16 protein-coding genes are annotated in these 20,598 nt (G+C 56.4%); 10 read left to right on the forward strand and 6 right to left on the reverse strand.

All coding sequences use genetic code 11. From position 1 onward, the window contains the following. Positions 1 to 242: 242 nt before the first annotated feature. Positions 243 to 1,568 (reverse strand): O-antigen ligase family protein, encoded by a 1,326-nt coding sequence (locus tag H6A25_RS06040; RefSeq protein WP_204751086.1) that lies wholly within the window; start codon positions 1,566 to 1,568, stop codon positions 243 to 245. Between the two features lie 184 nt (positions 1,569 to 1,752). On the opposite strand from H6A25_RS06040, the gene H6A25_RS06045 reads away from it, so the two are divergent. Further along, positions 1,753 to 2,100, forward strand: coding sequence for a RidA family protein (locus H6A25_RS06045; protein ID WP_118426237.1), 348 nt, complete (start codon positions 1,753 to 1,755; stop codon positions 2,098 to 2,100). A gap of 46 nt (positions 2,101 to 2,146) precedes the next feature. Here H6A25_RS06045 and H6A25_RS06050 read toward each other — a convergent pair whose 3' ends face one another. Then, positions 2,147 to 3,214, reverse strand: a complete 1,068-nt coding sequence (locus H6A25_RS06050) for a serine/threonine protein kinase (RefSeq protein WP_204751087.1) — start codon at positions 3,212 to 3,214, stop codon at positions 2,147 to 2,149. Positions 3,215 to 3,283: 69 nt separating this feature from the next. Between H6A25_RS06050 and H6A25_RS06055 the strand changes: the two genes are divergently transcribed. From H6A25_RS06055 to H6A25_RS06070, 4 genes are all read left to right on the forward strand, one after another. After that, positions 3,284 to 3,739, forward strand: a complete 456-nt coding sequence (locus H6A25_RS06055; protein WP_204751088.1) for a hypothetical protein — start codon at positions 3,284 to 3,286, stop codon at positions 3,737 to 3,739. A gap of 96 nt (positions 3,740 to 3,835) precedes the next feature. Next, positions 3,836 to 4,105 (forward strand): HTH-like domain-containing protein, encoded by a 270-nt coding sequence (locus H6A25_RS06060; protein ID WP_204751089.1) that lies wholly within the window; start codon positions 3,836 to 3,838, stop codon positions 4,103 to 4,105. A 20-nt stretch (positions 4,106 to 4,125) separates the two neighbouring features. Beyond that, entirely contained in the window at positions 4,126 to 4,515 is a 390-nt protein-coding gene (locus H6A25_RS06065) for a hypothetical protein (protein WP_204751090.1), read from the forward strand. Continuing rightward, positions 4,512 to 5,435, forward strand: a complete 924-nt coding sequence (locus tag H6A25_RS06070; protein ID WP_204751091.1) for a hypothetical protein — start codon at positions 4,512 to 4,514, stop codon at positions 5,433 to 5,435. Before H6A25_RS06065 ends, H6A25_RS06070 begins: the two co-directional genes overlap by 4 nt. 105 nt (positions 5,436 to 5,540) lie before the next feature. Here H6A25_RS06070 and nifJ read toward each other — a convergent pair whose 3' ends face one another. Beyond that, positions 5,541 to 9,083, reverse strand: coding sequence for a pyruvate:ferredoxin (flavodoxin) oxidoreductase (gene nifJ / locus H6A25_RS06075; protein WP_204751092.1), 3,543 nt, complete (start codon positions 9,081 to 9,083; stop codon positions 5,541 to 5,543). A gap of 309 nt (positions 9,084 to 9,392) precedes the next feature. Here nifJ and H6A25_RS06080 point away from each other — a divergent pair, with 309 nt between their 5' ends. The 3 genes from H6A25_RS06080 to gndA all read left to right on the forward strand — a co-directional run bounded on the left by H6A25_RS06080 (position 9,393) and on the right by gndA (position 14,080). After that, positions 9,393 to 10,913, forward strand: a complete 1,521-nt coding sequence (locus tag H6A25_RS06080) for a YifB family Mg chelatase-like AAA ATPase (protein ID WP_204751093.1) — start codon at positions 9,393 to 9,395, stop codon at positions 10,911 to 10,913. 270 nt (positions 10,914 to 11,183) lie between these two features. Further along, on the forward strand, positions 11,184 to 12,662 hold the full coding sequence (locus tag H6A25_RS06085) for a gluconokinase (RefSeq protein WP_204751094.1): 1,479 nt from the start codon (positions 11,184 to 11,186) through the stop codon (positions 12,660 to 12,662). A gap of 2 nt (positions 12,663 to 12,664) precedes the next feature. Continuing rightward, positions 12,665 to 14,080 carry an NADP-dependent phosphogluconate dehydrogenase gene (gndA, locus tag H6A25_RS06090; protein WP_204751095.1) on the forward strand — a complete coding sequence of 472 codons (1,416 nt, stop codon included), beginning with the start codon at positions 12,665 to 12,667 and terminating at the stop codon, positions 14,078 to 14,080. Between the two features lie 48 nt (positions 14,081 to 14,128). On the opposite strand, the gene H6A25_RS06095 is transcribed toward gndA, so the two are convergent. The 3 genes from H6A25_RS06095 to H6A25_RS06105 form a co-directional block, all read right to left on the reverse strand. After that, positions 14,129 to 15,400, reverse strand: coding sequence for a M56 family metallopeptidase (locus H6A25_RS06095; protein ID WP_204751096.1), 1,272 nt, complete (start codon positions 15,398 to 15,400; stop codon positions 14,129 to 14,131). Next, entirely contained in the window at positions 15,388 to 15,744 is a 357-nt protein-coding gene (locus tag H6A25_RS06100; protein ID WP_204751097.1) for a BlaI/MecI/CopY family transcriptional regulator, read from the reverse strand. Before H6A25_RS06100 ends, H6A25_RS06095 begins: the two co-directional genes overlap by 13 nt. Positions 15,745 to 16,048: 304 nt before the next feature. Then, positions 16,049 to 16,969 (reverse strand): hypothetical protein, encoded by a 921-nt coding sequence (locus H6A25_RS06105; protein ID WP_204751098.1) that lies wholly within the window; start codon positions 16,967 to 16,969, stop codon positions 16,049 to 16,051. Positions 16,970 to 17,589: 620 nt separating this feature from the next. Between H6A25_RS06105 and H6A25_RS06110 the strand changes: the two genes are divergently transcribed. Then, positions 17,590 to 19,872, forward strand: coding sequence for a vitamin B12-dependent ribonucleotide reductase (locus tag H6A25_RS06110; protein ID WP_204751099.1), 2,283 nt, complete (start codon positions 17,590 to 17,592; stop codon positions 19,870 to 19,872). 145 nt (positions 19,873 to 20,017) lie between these two features. Beyond that, positions 20,018 to 20,548, forward strand: coding sequence for a GNAT family N-acetyltransferase (locus tag H6A25_RS06115; RefSeq protein ID WP_204751100.1), 531 nt, complete (start codon positions 20,018 to 20,020; stop codon positions 20,546 to 20,548). The last annotated feature ends 50 nt before the right edge of the window (positions 20,549 to 20,598 follow it).

A 20,598-nucleotide genomic window follows, 5' to 3' on the forward strand; every position in this document is an offset into this window, starting at 1 on the left:
AGTAGTCTTTTTACCACCTGCTTATCCCGAAAGCCGTAGTATTCCGCCACTTCCCGCTGTGTCTTTCCTTCTGCCAGCATGGCCTTGATCTCGGGCAGCAGCGCTTGAATGTGTGTATAATTTCGTTTCTTCATAATAAGACCCCCTGATGTAGTCTATTTTCCTACATCAGGGGGTCTTTTGTCACTGTCCGTTTTTACTGGACCTGTTCACTTCTTCTCCAGGGCTTTTTTATGTTGTTTTCAGATCTCTTCTTTTTTGAAATTGTCGGCATAAAGCAGTTTGCCGTAAAGAAGCATAAAGGAAAAATAGAAACCGGAAGTGACGCTGAAAAGGATGTGTCCGGCCATGACCAGATAGACGGCGCACAGGCCCAGACTGCAAAACACTGCAAAGGCCACCATGGTGCGCTCCTTGATGAATTTCAGCACAAAGCCGAATCCCAGCTTCAGATAGGGCCACAGCATAAAGACCGCACCCACCAGGCCGTAATAGAAGAGCACTTCAAAGACATCCATTTCGATGATGGCCTTCTGGCTGCCGCGGGTGATGCCGAAGAGCCATTTGTAGACCCCGCCTTCCCGGAAGTCCTGGAAAGCCTCTCCCAGCTTGTTCTGCCGGCCGCTGAGCAAAGCGGTGGTGACGCCTTCCCGACGGGCGATGTTGCCGGTGTTGTTCAGAGAGCTGCTGATGTCGGCAAAGAGATTGCCGGAGAAAAGGGCCAGAATGCCCAGCAGGATCAAACAGGCCAGCGCCATGATCACCAAACGGATCAGGGGTGTCTTTTGCTTTTTGGCAATGAGCAGATACAGGGAATAGCCCAACAGGCCTCCGCAGGCCACGCCCACAGCGGCAAAAGCGGTTTTGGTGCCGATGAGGCACAGGGTGGCGATGGTGGCCGCCGGGGTATAGACCTGGTAAATATACCGGACAATGCCGCATTTTTTCCGGTCCAGCAGCAGAAAAGTGCAGATGCACACCGGCAAAAGGACCATCAGCACGGCAGTGATGTCATTGCCCGAATAGAAGAACCCCCGGGTGCCCCGCAGGCCGAACCGGTCGGCATAGGTGGTGTAGCCCATGCCGGCGGCATAGGCCACCAAAATGGAGGTGGACAGCACCGCCAGGGAAAAGGTGATCACACGGTTGATCTGGTGCAGCAGCCGCTCCCGGCTGAGTTTTTTGTGCTGAAAGACCCGCCAGTAGACAAAGAGCACCACCAGATTGTAGCCAAAGCGGGCAATGTACTGCAAATCGGTAAAGGGGCTGAATTGGTCCATTGGCCAGAAGATCTGCCCGGCCACCGAAAGCGCCCACACTACGCCAATGGGCACGATGGTCAAAAGGGCCCGTTTATCCCAGCTGAGCAGGAGATAAAGTCCCAAAAGCACCAGCACCGTCATGCGGATGAGCAGGCTGGGAGTAAAGGCCAGATTGATCTGTTCCCAGGTCCGGTCGTACAGACCTTCCATCACCATGATAAAAAGGCCGTTGCCGATGTCCAGGAAAGGGTTGATGAAGAGGAACAGCCAGAAAAATTCTTCCAGCTTGTTCGTCACTTTCTGCATTGTATCACTCCTAAGATATCACACGCTTGCATTTACACACAGTTTATAGTATTTTAGCATAAAAACGCCATAGATACAATGTCAATTTTGACGAAGGATTTGGAAAGAGAGAAAATTTCGTTGCCAAGAAAGGCAGAGAAGGGTACAATAAAAACATCCAATGCAATGGAAGGAGAAAAACAATATGGAAATCAAGCGCTATGAGGGCACTGGCCGGATGAGCCGGGCCGTCGTCCATGGGGACACCATCTATCTCTGCGGCCAGACCAGCCGGGAGGAAGCCGATGTGCAGGGCCAGACCAAAGCGGTGCTGGGCAAGATCGAGGATCTGCTGGGCAAATATGGTTCGGATAAAGATCATATCCTCAGCGCCACCATCTATCTGAAGGATATGTCCCTGTTTGACAGCATGAATCAGGTGTGGGACGCTTGGGTCAACGATGGCCATGAGCCGGCCCGCTGCTGTGTGGAGGCCAAAATGGCTGCTGACTGCATCCTGGTGGAGATCTCCATCATTGCCGCAGTAAAATAAAAAACGAAAAGACGCCGGTTTGCTCCGGCGTCTTTTTTTATCCGGACTACCGGGGCAGGATCAGGCCGATGAGAAGCAGCATCCCCACCAGCAGGAGGAAGGCCCAGAAGCTGACAGCCAAAAGGCAGATCCAGGGACGGCGCCGGTCGCAGAAGGGGACTTTGCTCCAGATGTTCCGGTAATTGCCCAGCCAGAGGGTTTCAACCAGAAAAATCAGGAAAACGCCCACCTGAAAGACCCGCAGTGTGGCCTTTGTTCCCTCTTCCAACTGGATGGAAGAGCACATGGACAAAAGCAGCAAATACCATAAAACGCCCAGACTGACCCGCCAGACCCGGCCGCTGCGCAGGCCAGGAGGAAGCCAGCTTCGCCAGCCGCTCCGTCCTTCCAGGGGGTGGGGCCACCGGCGGCGCAGGGCCCGGGTCAGTTCTGTTACCGATTGGAAGCGCCGGGAAGGCTCCATGGCCAGGCATTTCTGCATCACCTGGGCCAATGGGCCTTGGTAAGTGGGAGGGGAGGGCAGCTGCCCGGTGAGCATTTCGTGGAGCAGCACCCCCAGGGCATAGATATCCGCCGTAGGCTGGGAGGGCGAAAAGCCGTATTGTTCCGGGGCGGCATAGCCCGCCGTGCCGATGAGCACCGTGTCCTGTCCCTTTCCGGGAGAGACCGCCTTGGCTGCATTGAAATCCACCAGAAAAAGCTGGTTCTGAGAGGTGAGGATCAGGTTGCTGGGTTTGATGTCCCGATGAACAATGGGGGGAGAAAGGGCGTGCAAAGGGCGCAGGATGGCGCACAGCTGGCACAGGATAGAGATGGCCTCATCCCCAGGGAGAGCCCCTTTTTCCTCCAGAATTTCTTTGAGAGAGCGGCCGGAAATATATTCTTCGATGACAAACAGCGGTCCGTCTCCCTGGACCAGCTGGAAAATGCGGGGAATACCTGGCTGGGGATTCTGCTGAAGATAGCGATACACTTGCAGATCGTAAACCTCCAGGGCTTTTTTTACATATATTTTTTGTGTTTCGGTGTGCTGTACCAGCCATACCCGGTGATTCTCATTGAGCAGGGCGATCTCCCGGTAATAAGACAGCTGCAGCTGGCTTTCCAGATCCATCTCTTGACCCATCCTCCAGTCCTTGGTAATATAAAGGGACAAAGCTATGATACCATAAGGGAGGAACGGATGAAAGAGCCAAGAAAGGACAGCACCTCTTCTTTGCTGGAAGTGCTGCGATCGGCCCACCCGGAGGACATTGGCGAATACCATCGCCGGTATCTTCAGGGAAAGGTGCCCACCTTTGCCGGTTGGGTGGATGAGATCCTGGAGAGCAGAGGAATGACCCGGCAGGAGATTTTCCAGCGGGCCGACATCCCTCAGAAATACGGATATAAACTGCTGTCGGGAGAAAAGCACACCACCGACCGGGACAAGCTGCTGCGGCTGTTTTTTGCCATGGAGCTGAAACTTTCCCAGGCTCAGCGGGGCTTGGAGCTTTACGGCCTGGCAGCCCTGTATCCCCGCAAAAAGCGGGATGCCATATTGATCATTGCTTTCAATCGAGGTATATCATGGGTGGATCAGGTGGACGATCTTCTGATCCAGCATGGCGAACCACCTCTTTCCCGGTGCCGGGACTGATTTCCCCCTGTTTGGGGGAAACAGTCCTGGCTTTTTTTGTTATGATGCACATTGCAAAGAGCAAAAAGCACAAAGCAAAGGAAAGGAGGAAGAAAAATGGATGGCAAGACCCTGGCCGGTATCCTGTGGGAAAAGTATCAGGGAGCCAGCCGGAACGAAGCGGCCTGTCAGGTGCATTTGTTCGGCATCCAGTATGCCGAAGCCCTGCGGGAATGTTCCTGGCCTCTGCGGGAGATCGTCAAAGAGTCGGGCATCGGCATGGGGTATCTGTCCGAGGTGAACAAAGGCATCAAGCTGGCCCGGTATGTCCAGCTGAAAGAGGAGGTCGTCTCAGACGATGCTCCCACGCAAAATGGGAAACTGTAAGGGAAAGAGAGGAAAAACAAATGAAAACAGCAAAGCTGATCATCGGCATCATCAGCATCGTTCTCACTTTTTTGGTGCTGTTCCAGTCCTGCGCCGCCGGATTGGGGGACGCCATGATGGATGAAGGAGGCACCAGCGGCTTTTCCGGCCTGCTTGTGGCCATTCTGATGCTCATTGGCGGTATCGTGGCCATTGCGGCCCGCAACAGCCGGGGCGGTGGGATTTTCTGCACCATACTGTATGCCCTGGCCGGACTTCTGGGCATAACGGCTCAGGGGATCTTCGAAGATCTGGTGATTTGGGGTGGATTGTGCCTGATTTTTGCCGTGATCTTCCTGATCTCGGTGATCCGGTGGAAAAAGAACCCCCAGCAGCCGGTGGGAAAAGAGGAAAAGGGGAAAACAGAATGAAGAAAAGATGGATCGCTCTTCTTTTGGCCCTTGGCATGATCTGGACTTTGTCCGCCTGCACCGGGGAAACTCCCTCCCGCAAGCCCATCCAGGAAGATGAAGCCGGCGGTCAGCAGCAGGAACAGGCAGGGAAAGAGGAAGAACAGCCGGAAGAAAAGGAAGAGCAGGGTCTTCCCACGGTGGAAAAGCAGGTGGTTCTGGATCAGGATGGGTTGATGGTCACAGCAGTGGAACTGGCGGAAGATCCCATTTGGGGCATTGGTCTCAAGCTGCTTGTGGAAAACAATTCTCAGCAAAATTATGCTCTCCGGTGCGATACCCTGGCGGTCAATGGCTATATGATGAGCACATCCTTGTTTTCCGCCGATGTGTCTGCGGGAAAAAAGGCTAATGAGACCATGTATTTTTCCGATGGCGATCTGGAAGCAGCAGGGATCGAGACGATCATGGATATCACCGCCCGGTTTACGGCCTATGATCCCGACTCCTATGAGGACCTGTGGGGGCCGGTTGAGGTAACACTTCCCACTTCGGCAGCGGGAAGTGAGAAGCAGCCGGCCATGGACCAGGGAAAAGAGCTGTATCACCAAAATGGTGTGCGCATCGTGGGCAGCTATGTGGAGGAAGATACTTTCTGGGGCGCCGGTGTGGTGCTGTTTGTGGAAAACACCGGGGAAGAGGATGTGGTGATTTCCTGTGATGATATGTCTGTCAATGGCTTTATGGTCACGCCGTATTTTCATTGCCAGGTGAATGCCGCCTGCCGGGCTGTGTCCCATATCACTGTGATGGAAAGTGATATGGAAGCAAACGGAATCCAGGCGGTGGAAAACATTCAGCTGGCCTTCCGGGGATATTCACCGGACAGCTATGATACTCTGTTTGAAACTGATCCCGTGGATTTTTCGGTGGCGCAATAAAACAAAGCCCCAGGTGCTTACCTGGGGCTTTGCCATATAAAAAGGCGGGCACCCGAAGGTGCCCGCCTCATTTTATTTACCTGTTACGGCCGGAGAAAGGGGAGATTAGTCCCAGTTCTCGGTGGCGCGCTTGGTCAGGCGGTTGTACTTCTTCTTGGCTTCTTCCGCAGCCAGGGAGTACATAGCCTCAGCCTTCTCGGGGAAGGAACGGGCCAGAGCGGTGTAACGGACTTCTCTCTTGATGAAGTCTTCGTAGTTGCTCTTGGGCTCCTTGCTGTCCAGCTGGAAGGGGTTCTTGCCCTCGTTCTTCAGTCTGGGATCATAGCGGAACAGATGCCAGTAGCCGGCTTCCACAGCGGCCTTGATCTCCAGCTGGCTGTTGCCCATGCCGCCCTTGATGCCGTGCATCTCGCAGGGAGCATAGCCGATGACCAGGGAGGGACCGTGATAGCTTTCGGCCTCAACCAGAGCACGAACGGTCTGCTGGTAGTTGGCGCCCATACCGATCTGAGCCACATAGATGTAGCCGTAGCTCATGGAGATGGCAGCCAGATCCTTCTTCTTGATGGCCTTGCCGGAAGCGGCAAACTGAGCAACCTGGCCGATCTGAGAGGCCTTGGAAGCCTGGCCGCCGGTGTTGGAGTACACTTCGGTGTCGAAGACCATGATGTTCACATCTTCGCCGGAAGCCAGCACATGGTCCACGCCGCCGTAGCCGATGTCATAGGCCCAGCCGTCGCCGCCGAAGATCCACACGCTTCTCTTGGCCAGGAAGTCCTTGTCCTTCAGGATCTCCTTGGACAGCTCGCAGCCAGCCTCAGCAGCCTTCTCCAGTTCGGGGATCAGGGCATCGGTGGCCTTGCGGGAAGCAGCGCTGCTGGTCTGGGTGTCCAGATAGGTCTGGCAGGCTTCCTTCAGGGAGCCTTCGGCCTTCTCCATCACCTTTTCCACCTTGGCAGCCAGGCGCTCCCGCAGCTGACGGGTGGCAATGGCAATGCCCAGGCCGAACTCGGCGTTGTCTTCAAAGAGGGAGTTAGCCCAGGAAGGACCGCGGCCCTGCTTGTTGACGGTGTAGGGAACAGCAGGTGCGCTGCCGCCCCAGATGGAGGAACAACCAGTGGCGTTGGCAATGCTCATGCGGTCGCCGAACAGCTGAGTGATCAGGCGGGCATAGGCGGTCTCAACGCAGCCGGCGCAGGCGCCGGAGAACTCAAGCAGAGGCTGCTTGAACTGGCTGCCCTTGACAGTTTCCACAGACAGGCCGGTATCCTTCTCGCTGATGTGCTTGACAGCGTAATCGAAGGCTTCCTGCTGATCCATCTGGCTGGCCAGGGGCTTCATCACCAGGGCCTTGTTGGGAGCCGGGCAGATGTTGGCGCAGAGGCCGCAGCCCATGCAGTCCAGAGGATCGACCTGCATAACAAAGGTGTAATTCTCGCAGCCCTTGCCGATCATCTTCTTGCCCTTCATGGAAGCGGGAGCATTCTTCATTTCTTCCTCGCTCACAGCATAGGGACGGATGGTGGCATGGGGGCAGACGAAGGAGCACTGGGTGCACTGGATGCAGTTTTCGGGGATCCACTCGGGAACATCCACTGCAACACCGCGCTTCTCATAGGCGGAAACGCCCATGGGGAAGGTGCCGTCGGCGGCCTTCTCAAAGGTGGAAACAGGCAGCTGGTTGCCCTTCTGCTCGGAGATGGGAACCAGAACATCCTTCACAAAGTCCACCAGCTCGGCCTTGCCCTCGTAGGTCTTTTCCACGGGAGCGTCCACAGCGGTCTTCCAGGACTCGGGCACATTGATCTCGGTGATGGAATCCACACCGGTGTCGATGGCCTTGTAGTTCATCTGAACGATGTCCTCGCCCTTGCGGCCGTAGGTCTTCTTGGCAGCTTCCTTCATGTACTGAACAGCGTCATCGATGGGGATGATGTTGGCCAGCTTGAAGAAGGCGGACTGGAGGATGGTGTTGGTACGCTTGCCCATGCCGATCTCACGGGCCTTGTCGATGGCGTCCACGATGTAGAACTTGATGTTGTTGTTGGCGATGTAGCTCTTCATGGAAGCGGGCAGATGAGCGTCCAGCTCTTCAGGCTTCCACTGGCAGTTGAGCAGGAAAGTGCCGCCGGGCTTGACATCCTGAACGATGTCGTACTTGTCCACATAAGAGGGGTTGTGGCAGGCGACGAAATCCGCACGGCTGACCAGATAGGGAGAGCGGATGGGAGACTTGCCGAAGCGCAGGTGGGAAACGGTCAGACCGCCTGTCTTCTTGGAGTCGTAGTCAAAGTATGCCTGAGCATACATATCGGTGTGGTCACCGATGATCTTGATGGAGTTCTTGTTGGCGCCCACAGTACCGTCGCCGCCCAGGCCCCAGAACTTGCAGGAGATGGTGCCTTCGGGGGTGGTGTCAGGAGCGTTCTCAGGATCCTTCAGGGACAGGTTGGTCACATCATCGGTGATGCCGATGGTGAACTTGCGCTTCATATCCTGGCTGTTCATGTTTTCATAGACAGCGAAGATGTTGCTGCTGGGAGTGTCCTTGCTGCCCAGGCCGTAACGGCCGCCGATCACATCGATGTTCCGGCCGGTCTGCTGCAGAGCAGCCACCACATCCAGATACAGAGGCTCGCCCAGAGAGCCAGGCTCCTTGGTGCGGTCCAGAACGGAGATGGTCTTGACGCTCTCAGGCAGAGCAGCGGCGAACTTCTCGGCCACGAAGGGGCGATACAGACGAACCTTCAGCAGGCCGACCTTCTCGCCGTGAGCCATCTTGTAGTCGATGACTTCTTCGATGGTGTCGCACACAGAGCCCATAGCCACAATGACATGCTCGGCATCGGCAGCGCCATAGTAGTTGAACAGCTGATAGTTGGTGCCGATCTTCTCGTTGACCTTGTTCATGTATTCCTCTACGATGCCGGGGATGGCTTCATAGTAGGGGTTGCAGGCTTCGCGGGCCTGGAAGAAGATGTCGGGGTTCTGAGCGGTGCCCCGCAGAACGGGATGCTCAGGATTGAGGGCGCGGGCACGGAAAGCCTGCACAGCGTCCATATCCACCATTTCCTTCAGGTCTTCGTAATCCCACTGAGCCACCTTCTGGATCTCGTGAGAGGTGCGGAAACCGTCGAAGAAATGCAGGAAGGGAACGCGGCCCTTGATGGCGGACAGATGGGCAACAGCGCCCAGGTCCATGACTTCCTGAGGATTGGTGCTGGCCAGCATGGCAAAGCCGGTCTGACGGCAAGCCATAACGTCCTGATGGTCGCCGAAGATGGACAGAGCGTGGGAAGCCAGAGCACGGGCGGAGCAATGGATGACGCCCGGCAGCAGCTCGCCGGCAATCTTGTACATGTTGGGGATCATCAGCAAAAGGCCCTGGGAGGCGGTGTAGGTGGTGGTCAGCGCACCAGCCGCCAGAGAGCCGTGGACAGCGCCGGCAGCGCCAGCCTCGGACTGCATCTCAACGACGCGGACTTCCTGTCCGAAAATGTTCTTCTGACCATTGGCAGACCACTGGTCGGCCAAGTCAGCCATTACGGACGAGGGAGTGATGGGGTAAATCGCAGCGACATCTGTGAACGCATAGGACACATGAGCCGCAGCGGTGTTACCGTCCATGGATTTCATTTTTCTAGCCATGGGGATCTCCTCCTTCAAAAATATATGAAAGCTACCTAAATAACCGTATCTATTTTAGCAGATTCTTTCCCAAGTGTCCACAAAAGGCGGGTAAAAAAATAAAAAATTCACTGAAGTGAACAGAACACCGGAAATAGTGAAAAAATTTTGGCCCCCTGACGAAAAACCGAAAAGCTGGTGGGAGAAAGGGGAAGCATGGGGGAAAAACCGAAAAAATAGGGTGTTTGACACCGGCGGAGCCCTATTGTATCATGGATGCAGAGAAAATTGGAAGCTTTCGGAAAGGAAGCGGGGAAGGAGAGAAAAAAGATGGTATCCAAGGTCATGGCCGCCGGATTGCGGGGAATCCAGGGAGTGCCGGTTTTGTGCGAATGCGACCTGGCCAACGGCCTGCCCGCCTTTGAGATCGTGGGTTTGCCCGATGCCTCGGTGAAGGAAGCACGGGACCGGGTGCGCTCAGCGGTGAAAAATTGCGGTTTTGATTTCCCCTTGCGGCGCATCACCGTCAACCTGGCTCCCGCCGACCTGAAAAAAGAAGGGCCGGTGTATGATCTTCCCATTTTGCTGGGGATTCTGCGGGCGTCGGGGCAGATCCCGCCGGTGAGTCCCCGGCAGGCCTTTCTGGGAGAACTGAGCCTGGATGGGGCGTTGCGGACGGTGACCGGTGTGCTGCCCATGGCCCTGGCCTTGGGGGAAGAAGGGGTGGATACCCTGTTTGTGCCCCAGGAGAATGGGGCGGAAGCTTCGGTGGCGGCGGGAGTGAAGGTCATTCCCGTGTCCCATGTAAAAGAGCTGGTGGACCATCTGCGGGGAGAAGCAAAGCTCCAGCCCCTGCCGCCTTATGATTATGCCGGGCGGCGGGAAGAGGGGCCGGATTTTTCCGAGGTGATGGGCCAGGAAAGCGTCAAGCGGGCGCTGGAGGTGGCCGCCGCCGGTTCCCACCATGTGCTGCTCATCGGTCCGCCAGGGGCCGGCAAGAGCATGCTGGCCCGGCGTCTGCCCTCTATCCTCCCCGATCTTTCCTATGAAGAAGCCCTGGAGACCACCAAGATCTTTTCGGTGGCCGGGCTGATGGAGCCGGGAGAACCCATGGTGGTCAGCCGTCCTTTCCGTGCGCCCCATCACACCGTCTCGGCCGCCGGTCTGTCGGGCGGCGGGAAAAATCCCCGGCCCGGGGAGATCTCCCTGGCCCATAACGGGGTGCTCTTTCTGGATGAGCTGCCGGAGTTCCGGCGGGATGCCCTGGAGGTGCTTCGCCAGCCCTTGGAGGACGGGGTGGTCACCATCTCCCGGGTGGCGGGAGCCTGTTCCTATCCCAGCCGGTTTATGCTGGTGTGTGCCATGAACCCCTGCAAATGCGGCTATTACGGTCATCCTTCCGGCCGGTGTACCTGTTCGGAACAGTCGGTGCGCCGCTACCGGCAGAAGATCTCCGGGCCATTGCTGGACCGGATCGACATCCATGTGGAGGTGCCCTCGGTGGGCTATGAAGAGCTGCGCCAGCGGAAACCGGCAGAGCCTTCCGCCGGCATCCGGGAGCGGGTCAACAAGGCCCGGCGCATCCAGCAGGAGAGGTACCGGGGATCGGGCATCCATTGCAACAGCCGCCTGACACCGGGGCTGATGGACCGGTATTGCCGGCCGGACCGGGAGGGAGAGCAGCTGTTGCGGGCGGCTTTCCAGACCCTGGGGCTGACGGCCCGCTCTTATGACCGGGTGCTGAAGGTGGCCCGTACCATCGCCGATCTGGCCGGGAGCGAACAGGTGGGAGCCGAGCATATTGCCGAGGCCGTTCAATTCCGCTCCATGGACAAAGAGCGCTTTCATTAAAAAAAGCTTTCATAACATCCTGTTTATACACCGATGGATAGCCTGTTGTGGGCAACAGGGTGTAAACTGTGGACAACTCTGTGGATACTGTGGACAACTTGTTGACAGCACATGATTTCCTCATTTATCCCCAATCTGTGGAAAATGGAAAAAGAAGGGGAAAGAGGTCGGAAATTCAACAAAAAGTAATCAAAACTTTACAAGCAGGCTCTTTTTGTCAAGGAAAAAAGAAAAGAGAGCAAAAAAAGCAAAGTTTGAAGGGAGGAACCCATGGAAGTTTACTTTGGTGTGGACATCGGCACTTCCAGCCTGCGCTGCGGAGCTTTTGACCAAGCGGGGCGGCGGCTGTGGATGAGTCAGCAGGAGCTGAATCTGTTTACCGACAGTCAGGGAGCGGCCCAGCAGGACACGGAAGAAGTGTGGCAGGCTTTTTGCATGGCTTTGAATCAGTGCGCGGCAAAGGGAAAGCCCCGGGGTGTGGGGCTCAGCGTTTATATGCACTCCCTCCTGGCGGTGGACGGGGATTGGAATCCTTTGACCCCGGTTTTCACCTGGGCCGACAGCCGGGCAGCGGGGGAAGGCCGGATGCTGGGAAATCTGCCCCAGACTCCCTCTCTTTACAAAAAGACCGGTTGCCGCTTTTCTCACCCCATGAGTCCGGCGGCCAAAATGCTTTGGCTGAAGAACAACCGGCCCCAGGTGTGGGAAAAAGCCGCTCATTTGGTGACGCTGAAGGAATTTCTGGTGCACCGGCTGTGGGGAGAAAATGTGGTGGATCTGTCCGACGCATCCTCCATGGGGCTGCTTCACATGGGCCGGGGAGAATGGGAGGAAGAGATGCTGGCCCTGGTGGGGGCGGGAAAAGACCGTTTGGGGGCGCTGCGTCCCTGCACCAGCGCTCTTCCGCCTCTGCCTGCCATGATGGCGGAAAAGCTGGGGATTCCGGCAGATACCCCCTTTGTGCTGGGATCCACCGATGGTGTGCTGGCCAATGTGGGAGCGGGGGTCTTTTCGCAAGAAAGAATGACCACCAACATCGGTACCAGCGGCGCTTTGCGCACCATGCTCCCTGTGCCCTATGAGGATGAGGGGCTGAGCCTTTGGTGCTATGCCTTCCGGCCGGAGATGTGGGCGGTGGGAGGCTCCATCAACAATGGAGGGCTGGTGCTCAAATGGCTGCGGGACCGGTTTCTTCTGCCCCTGGGTGGGGATCGGGCGGGGGCCTATGCCCTGTTTGACCGGTGGGCCGAAAAATTGCCGGTGGGATGTGAGGGGCTGGTGATGTCCCCGGCCCTCACCGGTGAGCGCTCCCCCGACTGGAACAGTGCCGTAACTGGCGGGATACACGGCCTGCGTCCCTTCCACGGCATCGAGCATATGGCCCGGGCCGCCATGGAAGGGGTGCTCTTCCGGCTGTACAGCATTTACCGGCTGTTGGGAGAGCGGGGATTTGTCCCGGGAGAACTGGTGGCCGGGGGCGGCTATGCCCGCTCGGAAGTGTGGCTTCAGATGCAGGCCGACCTCTTTGATTGCCCCATCCAGGTGCCTCGGGAGACCGAGTCCACATTGCTGGGAGCGGCCTACTTGGCCATGGAAAATCGGGGAAAAGTGCAGTTCGGTCAGCGGCTACGGGGAATGGAGCCGGTGCGCCGCTATGAGCCACGGAAGGAAAACAGGGGCGTATGGCAGGAGGCCTATGGCCGCTACCAGGAGCTGTATCGCCGTTTGGAACAAGGGAAAGGGGAATGATCATGGAAAGGGAACAAACCTGTCAGGGCGGGCTCATCGGCCTGGGGGTGATGGGCTGGAATCTGGCCCAGCAGCTGGGGGAAAAGGGCGTGTGTCTGGGGATCTATAACCGCACCGGTCAAGTGACCGATGAACGCCTGAAGGGGTATGGTGGAGAAAATCTGCATCCCTTTTACACCCTGGAAGAGCTGTGCAGTGCTTTGGAGCGGCCCCGGAAAATCATTCTGATGGTCAAGGCCGGGCAGGCAGTGGATGGGATTCTGGACAGCCTTCTGTCTTTGCTGGAGCCAGGGGATGTAGTCATCGACGGCGGAAACTCCTATTTCAAGGACACCCAGAACCGGGCAAAGCGGTGCCGGGAGAAAGGGGTCGTCTTTGTGGGAGCCGGGATCTCCGGCGGCGAGGAAGGGGCCAGACACGGGGCGGCCATCATGCCGGGATGCTCTCAGCAGGTGTGGCCGCTGATCGCGCCCTTGCTTCTTCCTGCCGCGGCTCAAGCGGAAGGAGAGCCCTGCTGCACGCCTCTGGAAGGGGACGGCGCCGGCCATTTTGTGAAAATGGTTCACAACGGCATTGAATATGCCGATATGCAGCTGATCGCCGAATGTGTTTATCTGCTGCGCCGGGGGGCAGGCTGGACGCCGGAAAAGCTGGCGCCGCTGTTTGAAGAATGGAATAAGGGAGAGCTGGAAAGCTATCTGGTGGAGATCACCGGTCATATCCTCGCCCAGCGGGACGAAGAGACAGGCAAGCCCATGGTGGATGTGATCCGGGGCCGGGCAGGGAACAAAGGCACCGGCAAATGGACTACCATGGAAGGGCTGGATCTGGGCCAGCCGGTGCCCACCATCGCCCAGGCCGTCTTTGCCCGGTACCTTTCCGCTCAGGAGGAGGAGCGGCAGAAGGCATCCCTGGTGCTGGAAAATGGAACGACTGCTTTTGTGATGAAAGAAGAGCAGGATATGGCGGAAGCCCTGCGCCGGGCTTTGTATTGTGCCAAGGTCTGTGCCTATGCCCAGGGCTTTGCTCTGATGAGCCGGGCTGGGCAGGAATATGGCTGGAAGCTGAAACTGGACCGGGTGGCCGCCATGTTCCGGGGTGGATGCATCATCAGAGCACGGTTTTTGAATGAAATCCGAAAGGCCTATGAGCAGCAGCCGGATCTGTCCAATCTGCTGCTGCATCCGGCTTTTTCCAGGAAGATGGGAGAGTATGTCCTTTCCCTTCGTCAGGTGGTGGCCTGGGGCGCTCTCAGCGGGATCGCCCTGCCTGCCTTTTCCAGTGCCTTGAGCTATTATGACGGCCTGCGGGATCCGGTGGGGTCAGCTTCCCTTATCCAGGCCCAGCGGGATTATTTCGGCGCCCACACCTTCCAGCGGGTGGACAGGGAAGGAATGTTCCATCGCCAGTGGTTTTAACAGAAAAGAGAGCCCCAGGCTGCGGCCTGGGGCTCTCTTTTGCTTGGATCAGGGTACATATTGCTGCTGAATCTGGGTGACTGCGCCTTGCTGGACGGTGATCCAGTAGGGGCTTGCCTGGAAATAATCCTGGCTTTCAAATAACTGGGCAAATTGTGAAAAATCTTCACATTCCCGGCTTTCAAAATTGCCCTCCGGGTCCAGGTAAGTGCAGGTCACCTGGGGACTCACCGAAACACTTTCCCACTGGGTTTCCGGATTGTGGAGATAAAATCCGCCCGGCATATCTTCCAGGGAGATCCCCGCTTTCTCCATTTCCTGGGTGTCGGTATCGGTGATCCACTGGGCCTTGTCCAGGGAGAGAGAGGAAGAGGCAGGGTCTGGCCCGGACAGAAAAGCCAGGTACCGGCCGTCTTCGGCCTGGGCAGAGGGGGAAGACCGGGGGCTGAAGAGAAAAAACAGGCACAGAATCAGAACGCCTGCCGTCAGAAGGGTCAGGATCCAGGCGGCGGGTTTGCGGAAAGAAAGCACTCGCCGGATACGCTTTTGGGGGCTGATCTGTCCGAATGCGGGAGAAAATGGAGTCCGGCCCGGCGCCGACAGCGCCAGCAGGGAAAAAGAATAGCCCTTTTTTTCTTCCGAAGAAAACGAGCGGATGGTTCTTTCGTCGCAGGCCATCTCCATATCCTGGGCAAAGAGGAAAAAGGAAATCCACACCAGGGGATGGAACCAATAAATGCAGGCGGCCAGATAGAATAAGGGTTTGAACACATGATCCAGTCGGGCGATGTGGCTTCTTTCGTGGGCGATGACAAAGGGACGCATGGCTTCCGGTGTGTGGGCAGGAAGAACGATCAAAGGCCGGAAAATTCCAAAGACAAAGGGAGTGGGGATGGGAGAGGAAAGAACCACATTGTCACATAGTTTCTGGGCTCCTTGCAGCCTCTTTTTCAAAGAAAGAAGGGAAAGCAGTCCTTTCAGTAGGAAAAGAGCCAGCCCGATCAGCCAGAGGAGGGACAGCAGGCCCAGCCAATCGAAAGATCCGGCGGCCGGTGCAGCCTGAGGGGAGGCGGTGAGGGCCTGCGGCAGAAGGATGTCCGGTGCGGGGATGGCCGGAAGAGGGCTTGCGGCCTTTGGCAGAGAAAAGGGGCAGAGAAGGCGAAACAGCACACCCAGCCACAAAAGGCAGGTGAGATACTTGGGGAAGGGGCGGAGACAAAGCCGCAGCAGAAGCACAAGGCCTACGGCCACAGCAATCTCCAGCCATCCCTGGCTCAGGGTTAAAAAGAGGGTCTTGATCACAGCGATCACTCCTTCCATTGTCGGATCATCTGTTCCAGGCTTTCGATTTCCTCCGAACTCAATTTTGTGCGGGAAGTGAAGGCGGCGAGAAAATGGGGCAGGGAACCGCCAAAGGTCTCTTTCACAAAATCCTGGCTTTGCAAAGCCAGAAAGTCCTCCCGGCTCATTAGGGGACGCACCTGCCCGTTCCGGTTTTCGAAAAGGCCCTGCTGGCACAAGCGGCGCAGCATGGTGTAAGTGGTGGATTTTTTCCATTGAAAAGCATCGCTGCACAGGGTTACCAGTTGGCCGGAGGGCAGTGGGGCATGGTCCCAGATCAGCTGGGCCAGCCGTTCTTCCATCACGCCCAGTTTCCGTTCCATACAATCACCTCCTTGGTTTAATGGATTTAAACTACAATTTGAGTTTAACATCATTAAACCAAAAAGTCAAGAAAAAACACCCCCATTTCCAGGGTGATTGAAATGGTTGGAAGCCTATATAGTAAAAAACTGTTGGTCCTTCGTTTATCAATTCGTAAAAACCGGCGACCTGTGCGTCGGTTTTTACACTTCTCAAGGGGCCAGTGTACGCCAAAGGCGTGCATGCAGCCCCTTGCAAAAACTCGGAAAAATGGCCTTTGCCACTTTTTCGACACAAAAAACACCCCGGTTCTGGGGTGTTTTTTTATGGATCTTCCTGGCAAAAGCGGCCCAGTTTCAGTAGGTTTTCTTTCAGATCGCCGCCCACCGGCAAAGCCCGATCTCCCAGCTTCTCGGGAGTGGAGGGGTAGTCCCGGTTGAAGCGGATCAGCCGGGCGTTTGGCCATAGCCAGGTGAGGCGCTGGAAATAGTGACGGATCAGGCCAGGGGAGTTGAAACCCACACCCAGTTCCAGAAACAGGGTGGAGGCCTGTTCCGCCTCTTTCATAAAGTCCTCGAAGGGTTGTTTGTTCTTCATGGTTTCCCGGGGGATAAAGCAGTCCGGGCCCCGCAGGTTCTGTACCAGGGGAGCGCCGCAGTGAGGGCAATGAGGGATGTCCTCCGGCGGGCAGGAAAAGGAAACAGGGTCAATATCCCGGGCGATCTGCCGGTAAAAAGGTTCTCCGTCCCACAGGGTATCGCAGCAGGGACGGGAACACTGCAAAAGGGCAATGGAGCCTTGGGGTTCAAAGACACGCCGGGGATCAAAACCCCCTTTGATGAACTGGCCGTCAATGTTGCTGGTGAGGACAAAATAGTCCTTGTCTTTCAGGATGTGGAGCAGATGGGTATAAGCGGGAATCACCGGGTAGTCAAACCGGGCCCAGAGAGCTTCGGCAGCCAGCATGGCCCATTTCTGCTCCTGGGTACGGTCCGGGTCCCACAGAGCTTTCCACAAATGGTCATATCCTCTTTTTGAAAGCTGGGGAAATACCTGTTCCAAAGTTTCATGGCTCATATAGTCCATCCCGCCGGCAGCCGAAAGACCGGCAGCCCCGCCCACCACGATTTTATCTGCTTCTTTGATCCAGCGGGCGGCCTGACGCAGCGTGGGGGTGTTGTCCTGGGAAGCCAGAAGGGCCGCATGACGGGCATAGGCTTCCATTCGCTCTTTGTAAGTGCTCACAGTTTTTCCCCCTTTTCATCGGATAGTAACAGCATACCGTTTTTGGGGACAAAAATCAAACAAAAAAAGAGGGCGGAATGGTTTCCGCCCGAAAAACAAAAACGCAGCAGCCCACAGCTGCCGCTATCATAAAACTGCCGAAGCAGTGGATGACCGCCGGAAGGCCCGGGTTACTTCTGGCTCACATAAGGGGATTCCCCACCGAAGATGAAATCGTCCAGATCGCCCACAGAAATGGCCTTGATGGTATTTGTGGTGTTTTTCATAGGTTCCTCCTTTCTTCCTTATTGCAAATACAGCATAGCGGGAATTTGTGTATTTTCCATAAGGATAATGTAAAAAAATCGCAAATCTGCACAAGCGTCAGCGGGTCCATAAACCATTGTATGCAGTGGGAAGGCAATTAGTACAGAAAACGGAAATTGGCAGATCGGATAGGAGAGAAAAAACAGAGCGATGATTTTTGGGTATCTTGCGACAAAATCCCATCTTCCAGTGAATTGCGATTGACAGGGACGGAAGGGAAAGATACAATATATAGCGGATTGCAAAAAGAGAACATACAATTTGAGGGAATTGCCGGGCCCTTGGGGGCTGCGGCAGGAGGAGTGGAGGAAACCATGAATATCACGGAAAACGCCAAAACGGTGTTGGAAAAACGCTATTTGATCCGGGATGCCCAAGGCAAAGCGCTGGAAACGGTGCCCCAGCTGTTTCAGCGGGTGGCCAGCGCCATCGCCCAGGCCGACCGGAATTACGACCCCCAGGCCGATGTGGAGAAAACGGCCCAGGAATTTTACGATACCATGACCGATCTTCGCTTTTTGCCCAATTCTCCCACCCTGATGAATGCCGGGCGGGATCTGGGACAGCTTTCCGCCTGCTTTGTTTTGCCGGTGGGTGACAGCATGGAGGAAATTTTTGAAGCGGTGAAGCAGGCTGCGCTCATCCATAAATCCGGCGGCGGCACCGGCTTTTCCTTCTCTCGTCTGCGTCCCCGGGGCAGTGTGGTCAACTCCACCGGCGGCGTGGCTTCTGGTCCCATCAGCTTTATGAAGGTGTTCAACACCGCCACCGAAGCGGTGAAGCAGGGCGGTACCCGCCGGGGGGCCAATATGGGCATCCTCCAGGTGGACCATCCCGACATTCTGGATTTTATCTCCTGCAAGAGCGACAACAGCGAGATCAATAATTTCAATATTTCCGTGGCCGTTACCGAAGGCTTTATGCAGGCCGTGCACGCCGGGGAGGATTATCCTCTCATTGACCCCCGCACAAAGCAGGAGGTGGGCCGTCTCAATGCCCGGGAGGTTTATGACAAGATCGTGGATGCCGCCTGGCGCAACGGCGAGCCGGGTATTGTCTTTATCGACCGGCTCAACCGGGACAATGTGGTGCCCTCCCAGGGCCGCATCGAGTCCACAAACCCCTGCGGCGAACAGCCGCTGCTGCCCTATGAATCCTGCAACCTGGGTTCCATCAACCTGGCCCAGATGGTCAAGGGGGAAGGGAAGAAGGAGATCGACTGGGACAAGCTGGGGCAGACAGTGGACACCGCCATCCATTTTCTGGACAATGTGATCGATGTGAACAAATACCCCATCCCGGAGATCGACCGGGTGACAAAGCTCACCCGGAAAGTGGGACTGGGAGTCATGGCTTTTGCCGATTTACTTATGCTGCTGGGCGTACCCTATAACTCCCAGGAGGGCGTGGAGATCGGCCAGCAGGTCATGGGCTTTATCCAGCGGCGGGCCAAGGAACAGAGCTGCCGCCTGGCCGAACAAAGAGGGGCCTTCCCTCTCTTCGGGGAGAGCATCTACAAAGACGAAACTCCCATCCGCAATGCCACCGTCACCACCATCGCCCCCACCGGCACTCTGTCCATCATCGCCGGGGTTTCCGGCGGGGTGGAGCCGGTATTTGCCTTTGCCTTCATCCGCAATGTGATGGATGGGGACGAGCTGATCGAAGTCAATCCCCTTCTCCGCCGGCGCCTGGAGGAGCGGGGCCTTTACAGCGACGAGCTGATGAAAAAGGTCATTGCCCAGGGCTCTTTGCAGCACATCGACGAGATTCCTCAGGACATTAAGGATGTGTTTGTCTGCGCCCACGATGTGTCCCCTCAGTGGCATATCCGGATGCAGGCCGCTTTCCAGAAGCACACCGACAACGCTGTGTCCAAAACGGTGAATTTCCCCCATTCGGCGACAAGGGAAGATGTGGACAAGGTTTATCAGCTGGCCTATGAACTGGGCTGCAAGGGTGTCACCATTTACCGGGATGGCAGCCGCGGCTCCCAGGTGCTCAACATCGGCAAGGTGAGCAAGGAGGCCAAAAGCGATGAGGAGCCTCAGGCCGAACCCAGCTCGGCACAGCAGCAGAACCGTCTGGAACCCCGGCCCCGTCCGGCGGTGACCATGGGCATCACCGAAAAGGTGAAAATTGGCTGCGGCAATCTGTATGTGACGGTAAATTACGATGAAAACGGCATTTGTGAGGTCTTTACCAACACCGGCCGCCACGGAGGATGCCCCAGTCAGTCGGAAGCCACCGCACGCCTGGTGTCCATCGCTCTGCGCAGCGGCATCGATGTGCAGACCATCATCGGTCAGCTGAAGGGCATCCGCTGTCCCTCCACCATCCGCCAGCCGGGGATGAAGGTGACCTCCTGTCCCGATGCCATCGCCCGGGCCATTGAAAAAGTGATGCGCAGCCAGAATGGGGGCCAGATGCCCTCGGCCGTGCAGGAAATGGAGCGGGAGCTGAACCAGGGGGCCAGGGAAGAGGAAGTGGATCACTCCATTGCCGGAATGCGCTTCTGTCCCGAATGCGGCGCACCGGTGGTGCATGAAGGCGGCTGTGTCATCTGCCGTCAGTGCGGCTATTCCAAGTGCGGTTGATTCTTTTTCTCTGTTTACAATTTAGCTATTCATACAGCATAAAAAAGTGGTAAACTAAAAGGACCGGGGAAGATCTTCCCCGGTCCTTTTGCCAAGGCAACAAATGATAAGAAAACACCGCCTTATAGCGGATGGAGGGACAACGATGAAAATTCAGACAACCCGCCTGCTTCTGCGGGATTATCGTCCGGAGGATCTGGACGCTTATTTTGATCTGCATTCCCAGCCCCAGGTGTGGGAGCAGAGCCGGGAGAAGGCTATTTCCCAAAAGGGAGAGGCATCCAAGATGCTGGGAGATCTGATCTCCCACCAGATTTCCAGCGATGTGGGCTATCGGGCTCTGTGCCTGAAGGACGGCACCTACATCGGGGAAGCGGGAATCCTGCAAGTGGAAAAAGAATATGGCCGCTGCCGTCTGGGATGCAATCTCCTGCCGGAATACTGGGGGCAGGGCTATGCCGCAGAGATTACCCAGGCTCTTTTGCATCTGACTTTTGCCATGCTCAAACTGGAGAGGGCAGAAGCCTATGTCCTGTCAGACAATGCCCGGGCCTGCCGGGCCATGGAAAAGGCGGGACTTATGAAAGAAGGGGTATTGCGCCGCTACCATCGGGAAGGAAAAAACTACCGGGATGTGTGCCTTTACGCCATGATCCGGGAAGAATGGAAAGAATAGAAAAAAGAAAAACGCCGCAGAGATTTTCTGCGGCGTTTTGATTGAAAATC

Origin of the sequence: Intestinimonas butyriciproducens (genome assembly GCF_016901775.1) — a bacterium.
Lineage (GTDB): Bacteria > Bacillota > Clostridia > Oscillospirales > Butyricicoccaceae > Pseudobutyricicoccus.

Excerpts from the sequence above, each read along its gene's own strand:
- H6A25_RS06095 (WP_204751096.1), bottom strand. The coding sequence starts at position 15,400 with ATGGAAGGAGTGATCGCTGTGATCAAGACCCTCTTTTTAACCCTGAGC.
- H6A25_RS06065 (WP_204751090.1), top strand. The coding sequence starts at position 4,126 with ATGAAAACAGCAAAGCTGATCATCGGCATCATCAGCATCGTTCTCACT.
- H6A25_RS06100 (WP_204751097.1), bottom strand. The coding sequence starts at position 15,744 with ATGGAACGGAAACTGGGCGTGATGGAAGAACGGCTGGCCCAGCTGATC.
- H6A25_RS06080 (WP_204751093.1), top strand. The coding sequence starts at position 9,393 with ATGGTATCCAAGGTCATGGCCGCCGGATTGCGGGGAATCCAGGGAGTG.
- H6A25_RS06040 (WP_204751086.1), bottom strand. The coding sequence starts at position 1,568 with ATGCAGAAAGTGACGAACAAGCTGGAAGAATTTTTCTGGCTGTTCCTC.
- nifJ (WP_204751092.1), bottom strand. The coding sequence starts at position 9,083 with ATGGCTAGAAAAATGAAATCCATGGACGGTAACACCGCTGCGGCTCAT.
- H6A25_RS06055 (WP_204751088.1), top strand. The coding sequence starts at position 3,284 with ATGAAAGAGCCAAGAAAGGACAGCACCTCTTCTTTGCTGGAAGTGCTG.
- gndA (WP_204751095.1), top strand. The coding sequence starts at position 12,665 with ATGGAAAGGGAACAAACCTGTCAGGGCGGGCTCATCGGCCTGGGGGTG.
- H6A25_RS06070 (WP_204751091.1), top strand. The coding sequence starts at position 4,512 with ATGAAGAAAAGATGGATCGCTCTTCTTTTGGCCCTTGGCATGATCTGG.
- H6A25_RS06110 (WP_204751099.1), top strand. The coding sequence starts at position 17,590 with ATGAATATCACGGAAAACGCCAAAACGGTGTTGGAAAAACGCTATTTG.
- H6A25_RS06045 (WP_118426237.1), top strand. The coding sequence starts at position 1,753 with ATGGAAATCAAGCGCTATGAGGGCACTGGCCGGATGAGCCGGGCCGTC.
- H6A25_RS06085 (WP_204751094.1), top strand. The coding sequence starts at position 11,184 with ATGGAAGTTTACTTTGGTGTGGACATCGGCACTTCCAGCCTGCGCTGC.
- H6A25_RS06060 (WP_204751089.1), top strand. The coding sequence starts at position 3,836 with ATGGATGGCAAGACCCTGGCCGGTATCCTGTGGGAAAAGTATCAGGGA.
- H6A25_RS06115 (WP_204751100.1), top strand. The coding sequence starts at position 20,018 with ATGAAAATTCAGACAACCCGCCTGCTTCTGCGGGATTATCGTCCGGAG.
- H6A25_RS06050 (WP_204751087.1), bottom strand. The coding sequence starts at position 3,214 with ATGGATCTGGAAAGCCAGCTGCAGCTGTCTTATTACCGGGAGATCGCC.